Consider the following 11,427-nt stretch of genomic DNA (forward strand, 5'->3'; position numbering starts at 1 on the left):
AGATTTTGAAGAATTAAAGTTAGTAATTATCACGAATCTGCAGCAATACCTTTTCCATTTCAGCCTTTAAAACTGAAGTAGGAACCGTGTAATTGCTATTCATAAAGCTAAAAATTAGTAGTTTTCCGCTTTTGGTTTTTAGGTATCCGCTAAGGCTGTGATTATTTTTTAAAGTTCCGGTTTTTGCAAAAACATAAGGCTCATCGGCTTTGTAATAATTTTTGATAGTTCCCGAATGTCCGCCGGTGGGCAGCATATCTAATAATTCTTCTTCCGGTACTTCGGCTTTAATTTTCGTTAGTAATTTCACAATGCTTCGAGGAGTAAAAAGGTTATAGCGTGAAAGTCCGGAGCCATCGTACCACATAGGTTCATCTGGAAGATCTTTTAGATGATTTTCCTTCATAAAATTTATAGCGATATCAGATTTAAGAGTATCAGATAATTTTCCTGCCGCCATTATTAAAATCTGTTCTGCAATAAAATTATCACTTACTTTCAGCATTTCTTTATACACACTATCGCTGGGAATACTGTAGCGTGTTTTTTGAATTTTTTGATTTATTTCTGAATTCTGAACCAGGCTAACCGGTTTTTGTAGCGTATCACTTAGAAGTTTCAGGAGAATTTCTGAAGAATATTTAAAGGGTACAGATTGAGAAAAATCTGATTCCTTTTCCTGATTATTGAACTGGAAACTATTCTTAACAATATCACGTCTAAGCCGGGCTGAAACCAGGCTGTCTTTAGAACTAACCAGTGAATCTTTAAAAATTGTAGGGGAAACCAGGGGGAACTCCTTATTTTTTTTAAACTTGAATTCTACCATATTGCCATAAATGGGAAAAGCAGTACGCTCTGCCGAATAGTAGGCGTTATAATCGTCCCAGGCCCAACCAGGTCCCTGGTGCTTTTCGGTATATGTTGGTGCCACATAGGCCAAATGATTTTCGTTTTTCTTCAAAAATTGAAAAACTGAGGAATTTGGTAAATTTTCATTTAAAAATGATGGGTCTCCTGTAGCTTTAAAATAAAGCGTGTCGTTTTCAATAGAATATTTAAGTGCAGGAATAGAATCTCCCAGAATTTTTAGACCTGCATAAAATGTAAATAATTTGGTGTTGGAGGCCGGGGTGAAATATTTACCGGCATTATGGCTATAAATAGTTTTATTTTCTTCTGGATCTACGAGCATAAATCCTACAAATCCCTGTTCAAAAACCGGAGATTCGGTAAAAATCTTATCTAAAGGCTTGCTTATTTTGCGTGTGGTGGAACATGAGGAAATCGAGATAGTAATTAGGAGGAAAATTACAATTTTTAAGGATAATTTTAAAGAGGGGTAGATTTTCACAATTATAAAATTTTAAACAGGTTTACATATTTTTAAAAAATTAGCACAAAGTTAATTTAATTACCAAGAAGTTAATAAAAGTTTAATTTTTAAGTCAACAAATTTGCCCAGTTTTGGCGCTTTTCGGTATATTTAATTTATAATTCAGAAAACTTTAACACAAAAGGAATGAGAAACAAACTAACAATTATGGCCTTGCTGGCATTTTTCCAGATTACTGGAGTGCTGGCCCAACAAACTGAAGTGACCGGTACGGTTACTGTGGCCAGTGACGGAATGCCTTTGCCAGGGGTAAACGTTTTGGTAAAGGGAACTAATGACGGAACGGTAACTGATATGGATGGGAATTATGCTATTGAAGTTGCTGCAGATGCAGTGCTGGTATTTTCTTCCCTAGGTTTTGAAAACCAGGAACAAGCCATAGAAGGCCGTAGTGTAATTAATGTTGCTATGATCGAAGACATGGAGGGTCTTGATGAAGTAGTAGTAACTTCCCTGGGAATAGAAAGAGAGAAGAAAGCACTGGGTTATGCTGTACAGGAAATACAGGGTGAAGATATTACGAAAACTAATCAGCCTAATATTGTAAGCGCACTGCAAGGACAAACTGCAGGGGTGCAAATTACTAATTCAGGTGGTGCTCCAGGGCAGAGTGCAAGAATAATTATTCGGGGTGTAAACTCTTTAGATCCAAATGCCGATAACCAGCCGTTATTTGTAATTGATGGGGTTCCGGTAGATAACTCTACTACCGAAAGCGGTAGTACACCTCGTGGTTTATCTAACCGTGCTGCAGATATTAACCCGAACGATATAGAATCTATGAACGTACTAAAAGGTGCTGCCGCTACAGCACTTTATGGGGTTAGGGCTGCAAATGGAGCCGTAATTATTACCACTAAAAAAGGTAAAGCAGGAGATGTAAGAATAAATGTAAACAGCTCTATTGGTTTTGAAGAAGTAAATCAATATCCAGAAATTCAGGATGTGTATGGCCAGGGATTTGGTGGCGTTTACGATCCTAATTCTTTTTGGCCAAACTGGGGTCCTTCCATAGATGAAATTAGAGAAATAGATCCTGATGCTCAAATAAATGATATTTGGAGAGATGCCATGAGAACTGGAATTCAAATAGATAATTCTTTTAATATTTCAGGCGGTAATGAAAAAGCTAATTTTTACGCTTCACTTAATAATTTAGATCAGGAAGGGATTATTCCTTTTAGTGACTGGGGAAGAACTTCTGCAAGATTAAATGGAGAGTTGAAATTTAGTGACCAGTTTAAGGTTGCCGGTAATATGAGTTATACAATTTCCGGTGGTAACCGGGTGCCACACGATAGATTTATGGAACGTATGGTTTATAATACTCCTATGCAGGATATAAATGATTATATAAATGAAGATGGTACTATGAAAAGTATAGGAACCAATACCAATCCTATTTACGATGCACGTTTTAGTACTTTTGAAGACGAAGTAAACCGTATAATTGGTAACCTTAATTTTACTTACAGTCCGTTTGAATGGATGGATGTTAATTACCTAATTGGTACCGATTTCTATACAGATTCCCGAACAGAAATTACGCCGGGGCCATTAGGAATTGAAGGTGAAGTTCCTTTAAGTTCGCAAGGGTTTATAACTGAAACCAGGATAGATAGTAGAGATATAAACTCTAACCTTTTTATTACGCTAAAAAAACAATGGGACGATAAATGGAACACTACTTTACGTGTTGGTAACGATGTTTTTGAACGTGATTATGAAAGAGTAGATGCTACCGGGGAGAATTTTGTAATTCCTCAATTTTATGACCTTAGTTACGCAAGCCAGATTTCAAACTCACAAGATAAGCGTAAGAAAAGGCTGGTGGGGTTATATGGAGACCTTATGGTAGATTATGATGATATGTTATTCTTAAATATTACTGCGAGAAACGACTGGACATCAACTTTACCACAAGGGAATAATTCATTCTTTTATCCATCTGTAAACTTAGGTTTTGCATTTACTGAAGCTTTTGAAATGCCAGAAGTACTTTCTTATGGTAAACTTAGAGCTTCTTATGCTGAAGTTGGTAAAGACACCGATCCTTATAGAATAGGTCAAACCTATACTTCACCGGGTATTTTCCCTTTAGGAGGGGAAGTTGGTTTTACTAGATTTAGCCAATTTGGTGATCTTGGCCTAAAACCTGAAAGAACTACTTCTATAGAATTAGGTACAGATCTTAGATTCTTCGGAAACCGTTTGGGAATTGATTTTACCTGGTATAAGTCTAATAGTAAAGATCAAATTATTCCTGTTCCTGTTTCTGAATCATCAGGATTTTCTACTTTCATAACCAACGCCGGGGAAATAGAAAACCAGGGTGTTGAATTCATAATTACCGGGAATCCTATTAGAACCGAAGATTTTACCTGGAATGTTACTTTGAACGCTGCATATAACCAAAACGAAGTTGTAAGCATTAGAGAAGGTATTGAGCAAATTCAGGTGGGAAGCCAATATGGCTACGCTGGTAGTACCGTAACTATGCAACTTATAGAAGGAGAGGCGTATGGTAATATATTTGGAAGTAGTTATGAAAGATATGGAGCCGATGCAAATAACCTTTTCTTAAATGAAGATTTACCTAAGGTAATTGGGGAAAATGGTTTTCCGGTTAGAAATGGTAATCAGTTAATCTTAGGAAATACCACCCCAAAATGGATTGGTGGTTTAAAAAATGATTTCACCTATAAGAATTTTGACCTTTCTTTCCTTATTGATTTTAGAACCGGTTTAGAACAATATAGCCAATACGATAACTTTTTCTCTGCTTTTGGTATAGCTGAATATACTTTAGATAGAAACGAAACCCGGGTTTTTGAAGGCGTACTTGCCGATGGAACGCCCAATACTCAAGAAGTTTGGTTAGGCCAGGGTGAAGGTCCTGATGGTAGGGATTATGGCGCAGGTTACTATAGAAATAATTATCGTACGGTTAGTGAAAACTTTGTGCACGATGCTTCTTTTATTAAACTACGTAACATTTCCCTTGGGTATAATTTTGGAGATAACGTGTTAGATGCTATTTCTTTCCTTGAAACCGCGAGAGTATCGGTAGCTGCTAATAATATCATCCTTTACACACCCTGGGATGGTTTTGATCCCGAATCTTTTAGTGCCGGTGCCGGTGGGAATGCTACAGGCTTTACAGGACTTGGATATCCGGGCGTGCAAAGCTTGTTTTTTACACTTAACTTAGGTTTATAAAAAATATTGAATATGAAAATTTTAAGAAAAACATATAGTTTTATAGCAATCGCCGGGCTGTTTCTCACATTTACAGCCTGTGAGGATTACCTGGATATAAATGAGAATCCAAATAACCCTACTACTGCTCCTTTGAGCGGATTGATGGTGAATTCTACATTTGAAACTGCTCAAAATACATTTAGAATTGGAAATACAACTTCCAACTATGTACAGTATTTGGCGTCCCCCAACCAGGGAAGTGCCTCTGATGTTATGGATGAACTTAGTTTTAATACCACCTGGTCTTCTTTGTATAATGTAATGACCGATCTTAATGATATGATTCTGGAAGCTAACGAAACAGGCGCTTCCCATTACGAAGGTGCTGGCCAGATTCTAATGGCATTGAATTTAGCCATGACCGTGGATGCTTTTGGAGATGCTCCGTTTAGCGAAAGTTTCAATTTTGAAACCATCACTCCGGCTTACGATGATGATGCAGCTTTGTATAATAGGGTTTTTGAATTACTTGAAAATGGAATAGCAAACCTATCGCAAGAAACAGATTTACCCATAGGCTCAGATGATTATATCTATAATGGAGATGCAGATCAATGGATTAAGTTTGGAAATATGCTAAAGGCGCGTTATGCTAATCACTTAAGTAAAACCGATCAATATAATCCTACCGAAATTTTGGCAGCGATTGATGCAGGTTTTGAAAGTAATGAAGATAATGCCGAGGTAGAATATTTTGAAGAAGAATTCAATCCCTGGGCGAATGTGGCTATTAATAACGAAAACCTAATCCTGGGCGGCTGGATTTCTGAACAATTTGTAGAAGCTACCGATGGTACCACCTTTGGTGTAGAAGATCCCCGTTTGCCGTATATGATCGGAACTACTGACGATGGAGAGTATATTGGAGTTCCAAATGGAGAAGGCCGCGGTAGTGCAGCCGAATCTGGTGAGCGTTCTACGCTGGTTCCGGGAGACTTTTATACTTCAGAACAGTCTCCTGTATTAATCGCTACCTACGCAGAACAAAAATTTATTGAAGCCGAAGCAGCTTTTGAAATAGATAAAACACGTTCTTATAATGCCTATCTTGAAGGAATAAGAGCGCATATGAGAATGTTGGGTGTAGAACAATCAGAGATAGATGCCTATGTAAATAGCTCGGCAGTAAGTGTAGGGGAAGATAATTTCACCATAGATCATATTTTTAAAGAAAAATGGGTGGCTATGTTCTTACATCCAGAAGCCTGGGTAGATGCCAGAAGACATGATTATGATTATGAGAATTTTGATCTTCCGGCCAACTTAAACCCAGATCTTAATGGGCAGTTTATTAGAAGATTGCGTTATCCCGATTCTGAAATTGGAAGAAACGGTAGCAATGTTCCAGATGTAACTTTATTAGACAGAATTTTTTGGGACGAATAATCCCTAATTAAAACAATAATTTCAAATCTCCCGGCTTGCCCGGGAGATTTTGGTTTTAAATACTTATAAAATGAGGTATATAATTATAATCTTCACCCTTTTCCTGTTTAGTTGTAAAAGTGCAGATGTTTCAGAAAGGATTATTGATCGTCCAATCATTTTTAATGAAGAACGAAAAGAACTTAGCTTAGAATATCTAAAGGAACGCTACAATTTAGAACAATCTTCTCCAGAAATTACTCCAAAAATGATTGTCTTACACTGGACCGCTATTCCAGATTTAGAAAGTTCTTTTAGAGCATTTAATCCTGTTAAATTACCGGGTGCTAGAGAAGATATTCAGCAAGCCGGTGCTTTAAATGTTTCCGCCCATTTTCTGGTAGACCGTGATGGAACAATTTACCGGTTAATGCCGGAAACTACTATGGCCAGGCACGTAATTGGATTAAACCATGTCGCGATTGGGGTAGAAAATGTTGGCGGCACAAGAGAAACTCCGCTTACCAAAGCTCAACTTAAAGCTAATATTGATTTAGTGAAATATTTAAATGAAAAATATGATATAGAATATTTGCTGGGGCATTACGAATATCCGCAGTTTGAAGGCCATGAGTTATGGCTGGAAAAAGACGAGGGCTACCGAACCCAAAAGACCGATCCTGGAAAAGATTTTATGCAAAAAGTACGTGAAAAAACTAAAAACCTTAATTTTAAACCGGTACCCAAAAATCCTTAAAATGAATTTTAAAAATATAAGCTTGCTGTTGTTTTTGTGCGGTTTTTTTAATGTTTCAGTCAGCTCTGCACAGGAAAAGGAACTTTATAAAGAATTGTATAATTCCTATGAAGATTTCAAGGAAGAATCTATTGAACAACGTCGATTTACACATTCTGAAATTCAACCTTTAATTGAGAAGTTTAAGGAAAAAGAGAATTTTGAAGTGGCAAAAGTTGGAGAATCTATTGAGGGCAGGCCACTTCAGTTAATTTCAACTGGTGAAGGTGAGGTAGACGTTTTTCTCTGGTCGCAAATGCACGGCGATGAATCTACAGCTACGATGGCTATTTTTGATATTCTTAATTTCCTGGATTCCGAAGCATTTTCAGAAGAAAAAGAGGAAATGTTGAAAAAGGTAAAACTTCATTTTTTACCAATGCTGAATCCTGATGGCGCTCAGCGTTTTCAGCGTAGAAATTTATTGGGAGTAGATATTAATCGCGATGCTCTACGTTTACAATCGCCAGAAAGTAAAACTTTAAAAAGAGTGCGGGATAGTCTGGATGCCGATTTTGGATTTAACCTTCACGATCAAAGCACTTATTATAATGCCGAAAGAACTCCAAAACCGGCAACTATTTCATATCTGGCTCCCGCTTATAATTATGAAAAATCTATAAATGATGTTCGGGCCGCGGCAATGCAGGTAATTGTTCAAATGAATAATATTCTTCAGGAATACGCTCCCGGCCAGGTTGGGCGATATAACGACGATTTCGAGCCGCGAGCTTTTGGCGATAATATTCAAAAATGGGGAACCAGCACTATTTTAATTGAATCTGGTGGCTACCCAAATGATCCCGAAAAGCAGGAGATTAGAAAGTTAAATTTCGTTTCAATTCTTGCTGCAGTTTTTTCTATTGCTGAAGAAGATTATAAAAATGCTGAGATATCTGAATACGAGAAAATACCGAATAATGACCGCAAACTTTTTGATCTTAAGCTCACCGGACTTACCTATGAGCTGTTAGGAAAAGAATATATATTAGATTTAGGAATTAATCAGCGAGAAGTTCAGGATGAAAACCTTGATTATTTTTACGATGCCTATATAGCAGACAGGGGCGATCTTTCTACGTTTTACGGTTATGAAGACCTGGATGCTTCGGGTTTTAAATTATTAGAAGGAAAAATTTATCCTGAAAGTTTTGAAAATTTAGCTGAGCTTCAGCAGGAAAATATTTCAGAAATACTTCGTAAAGGGTATGCTTATGTCGCTTTAAATGAACTTCCAGAAGAAGATTTTGCAGAAATTCCTATTAATATTGTTTCTAAAGAGTTTGAAATTTCAGAAAGTCTACAGCCTCATTTCTTCCTCGAAAAAGATGGGGAATTAGAATACGCGGTTATTAACGGATTTTTGATAGACCTTTCCGAAGAAAAATTCCAGGTAGAAAATGCGCTTATTTTAGATTAGAAAGTAATTCAGCCATAAGCACAGCTTAAAAATAAGAGATTACGTATCTTTGCAGGCTATGATTACAGAAGAGACTAAGGCATTGGTAGACGATGGGATTATGCTTCCGCTTATGGAAGAATTTTACACCATCCAGGGAGAGGGATTTCATAAAGGAACGGCCGCTTATTTTATTAGAATTGGAGGTTGTGATGTAGGATGCCACTGGTGTGACGTGAAAGAGAGCTGGGACCCAAATATTCACCCGCCAACGCATATTGGGGAGATTGTTGAAAAAGCAGTTGCAAGTAGCAAAACCATTGTGATTACAGGTGGAGAACCATTAACCTGGGATATGACGAGGCTTACCGGCGCTTTAAAAGCTAAAGGTTGTGATATTCATATAGAAACTTCTGGAGCTTATAAACTAACCGGCCAATGGGATTGGATTTGTTTATCGCCCAAGAAAATAAAATTACCTACCGAAGAAATTTATCCGCTGGCCCACGAGCTTAAAGTGATTATTTTTAACAAACACGATTTCAAGTTTGCTGAGGAGCAGGCTGAAAAAGTGAGCGAAAATTGTATTCTTTATCTGCAACCAGAGTGGAGTAATAGAGATAAAATGATGCCACTTATTGTAGACTTTGTGATGAAACACCCAAAGTGGAAGGTTTCACTACAAACCCATAAATATCTTAATATTCCATAAAAAAACGGCTGTTTATAAATCAAACAGCCGTTTTTAGTAAAAATTGTATTTAATATTATCCAGCGGGAGAGAAAGGCACTTTAATATATTTATCGGCCCAACCCATTAATAGGTTTGCTCCTGCGTCCCCTTCTTTCTGCTCTATGGCCATAGAGAAATTCTCAATTTTCTGGCTGGAATTTCTTACAGGCACTTTAATTCTTACGTAGTCTTGTTTGTCGGTATATTCATAAGCTCCCCAGGTATGCGTGGATTGATTTAGGATAACAGTCCACTCTTTTTCGTCTGGAATAGTGTATAAAGTATAAGTACCTGCCTTTACAGTTTCACCACCAATTTCCATGTCTTTGTAAAAAGTGATTTCGGTAGCTTCGTTAGCACCGGTTCTCCAAACTTCTCCGTAAGGCACCAGTTTACCAAAAATTTCGCGATCCCGGGTTTGAGGTCGGCTGTAAATTACCCGCATAATTACCTCGTCTTTTTGATCGCGATGTATAATCATATCCATTGGGCTGGTATCTAATTTCGGAAAATTAGGTCCGTTGGTATTTTCTGTTTCCTGGGCGTTTAAATCTTGGAATCCCAAAAATCCAATTAAACATAGCGTAGTTAAAAGTATTTTCTTCATTGTGTTAGATTTTTAAGGTTAAAGATAGTTTACTGTTATTTCTTAAGGTGTTAAAGATTTATTTAGTTGCTGTTAAATTATTGAGTTTTTACAGATGTAAAGTTTGAAAGTTTTTTAGGTATAATTTACTTACTTCTGAATCCTAATTTTCCAAAAATTATTTTCAGATTATACCAATATACTAATTTGTGTTTACATAATGTATTCTCTGGCGCATATTTGTATAGAATTAATAATGCAAATGTTATGTGTGGAATTTTAGCAGTAATCGGAAAACGATTATCAGAAGAAAAGATTGGCGGGCTATCAAAAAGAATGTCGCACCGCGGTCCAGATGAAAGTGATGTGCATGTAACCGAAGAAGGGTATGTATTAAGTCACGAAAGATTGTCTATTGTAGATCTTGAAACCGGAAAACAACCTATCCAGGGTACTTCAACTGCCTGGATGATTCACAACGGCGAGATTTATAACCACCAGGCATTGCGAAATAATGAATTGAAACATCATACTTTTAGAACCACAGGAGATTCAGAAGTAATTGTTCATTTATATGAAGAATTCGGTGTAGATTTTCTTAATAAATTAGATGGCGTATTTTCTTTTGTAGTGGTAGATGGTAAAGATTTTATCGTAGCAAGAGATCCAATTGGGGTAAAGCCACTTTACTACGGAACAGATGATGAAGGTTCTATTTGGTTTGCCAGTGAAATGAAAACTTTGGTTGATCAATGTAGTAGTTTTGCAGCTTTTCCTCCCGGGCATTATTACACGCCTGAAACTGGTTTTGTAGAGTATTACACGCCAGATTGGTTTGATTATAAAAAAGCAACGAAGGAATTAGATCTTTCAAAAATAAGAGAAAGTTTAATTGAAGCCACCCGTAAAAGATTAATGGCCGATGTTCCCCTGGGAGTTTTATTAAGCGGAGGTTTGGATTCTTCTTTAACCTCTTCTATCGCAGCAAGATTAATGAAAGACAGCGGCCAAAAATTACATTCTTTTTCAATAGGTTTAGATGAAACCGCGCCAGATTTAGTTGCAGCAAGAAAAGTTGCTAAATTTCTGGGCACCGAGCATAGCGAATTTCATTTTACCGTAGAAGAAGGAATTGATATCCTTAAAAAACTGGTATGGCATTTAGAAACTTATGATGTTACTTCTATAAGGGCTAGCACCCCAATGTATTTTCTTTCAAAAGGAATTAAGGAGAAAGGCGTAAAAGTTGTTTTAAGTGGGGAAGGAGCCGATGAGATCTTTGGAGGTTACCTTTACTTTAAAAACGCACCTACGGCTGATGATTTTCAGAAGGAAACTATAAGAAGAGTGCAAAGATTGGCTACTGCAGATTGCCTAAGAGCAGATAAATCTACAATGGCCCACGGGCTGGAAGCAAGGGTTCCATTTTTAGATAAAGCATTCTTAAAAACAGCAATGGAAACTGAAGCTGTGCATAAACTGCCAAAAACCTATGATGGCGTTGAGAAATATATTCTTAGAAAAGCTTTTGATACTCCAGAGCAGCCATTTTTACCAGACGAGGTTTTATGGCGGCAAAAGGAACAATTTAGTGATGGTGTTGGTTACAGCTGGATAGACGAGTTGATTGCCTACGCTTCAGCCAAAGTTAGTGATGAGCAAATGGCAAAGGCTTCAGAGAAGTATCCTTACAACACACCGGCTACTAAAGAAGCATATTTCTATAGAGAAATATTCCACAGTCATTTCCCGCAGGAAAATGCTGCAAAAACAGTAAAAAGATGGATTCCGAAATGGCAGGAAGACCTTGATCCAAGCGGAAGAGCAAACACTTCTCACGTAGCAACAAATGCTAAAAAACAGCTTGAGGAATTAGCCCAAATATAGAGTA

Annotated in this window: 8 protein-coding genes; 6 read left to right on the forward strand and 2 right to left on the reverse strand. The window is 37.2% G+C overall.

Going from position 1 to position 11,427, the window contains the following annotated elements; translation table 11 throughout:
• Nucleotides 1-19 precede the first annotated feature (19 nt).
• Nucleotides 20-1,354: a D-alanyl-D-alanine carboxypeptidase/D-alanyl-D-alanine endopeptidase gene (gene dacB, locus BM084_RS08490; protein WP_245764359.1), complete on the reverse strand. Its 1,335-nt coding sequence runs from the start codon at nucleotides 1,352-1,354 to the stop codon at nucleotides 20-22.
• A 168-nt stretch (nucleotides 1,355-1,522) separates the two neighbouring features.
• Between dacB and BM084_RS08495 the strand changes: the two genes are divergently transcribed.
• From BM084_RS08495 to BM084_RS08515, 5 genes are all read left to right on the forward strand, one after another.
• Entirely contained in the window at nucleotides 1,523-4,615 is a 3,093-nt protein-coding gene (locus BM084_RS08495) for a SusC/RagA family TonB-linked outer membrane protein (protein ID WP_093304279.1), read from the forward strand.
• 12 nt (nucleotides 4,616-4,627) lie between these two features.
• Nucleotides 4,628-6,043: a SusD/RagB family nutrient-binding outer membrane lipoprotein gene (locus tag BM084_RS08500; protein ID WP_093304282.1), complete on the forward strand. Its 1,416-nt coding sequence runs from the start codon at nucleotides 4,628-4,630 to the stop codon at nucleotides 6,041-6,043.
• A 70-nt stretch (nucleotides 6,044-6,113) separates the two neighbouring features.
• Complete coding sequence (locus tag BM084_RS08505; RefSeq protein WP_075324890.1) at nucleotides 6,114-6,779, forward strand: peptidoglycan recognition protein family protein; 666 nt, start codon at nucleotides 6,114-6,116, stop codon at nucleotides 6,777-6,779.
• Nucleotide 6,780: 1 nt separating this feature from the next.
• The gene (locus tag BM084_RS08510; RefSeq protein WP_075324889.1) at nucleotides 6,781-8,238 is read left to right on the forward strand and encodes a M14 family metallopeptidase; all 1,458 of its coding nucleotides are present in this window, start codon (nucleotides 6,781-6,783) and stop codon (nucleotides 8,236-8,238) included.
• 58 nt (nucleotides 8,239-8,296) lie between these two features.
• Nucleotides 8,297-8,929 carry a 7-carboxy-7-deazaguanine synthase QueE gene (locus BM084_RS08515; RefSeq protein ID WP_075324888.1) on the forward strand — a complete coding sequence of 211 codons (633 nt, stop codon included), beginning with the start codon at nucleotides 8,297-8,299 and terminating at the stop codon, nucleotides 8,927-8,929.
• 55 nt (nucleotides 8,930-8,984) lie between these two features.
• On the opposite strand, the gene BM084_RS08520 is transcribed toward BM084_RS08515, so the two are convergent.
• A complete protein-coding gene (locus BM084_RS08520; protein WP_093304286.1) occupies nucleotides 8,985-9,557 on the reverse strand; it encodes a DUF2911 domain-containing protein in 573 nt (190 codons plus the stop codon).
• A 246-nt stretch (nucleotides 9,558-9,803) separates the two neighbouring features.
• Here BM084_RS08520 and asnB point away from each other — a divergent pair, with 246 nt between their 5' ends.
• Nucleotides 9,804-11,423: an asparagine synthase B gene (gene asnB / locus BM084_RS08525; protein ID WP_075324886.1), complete on the forward strand. Its 1,620-nt coding sequence runs from the start codon at nucleotides 9,804-9,806 to the stop codon at nucleotides 11,421-11,423.
• Nucleotides 11,424-11,427: the final 4 nt, after the last annotated feature.

The organism is Salegentibacter agarivorans, assembly GCF_900113135.1.
In the GTDB taxonomy this organism is placed as follows: Bacteria; Bacteroidota; Bacteroidia; order Flavobacteriales; family Flavobacteriaceae; genus Salegentibacter; species Salegentibacter agarivorans.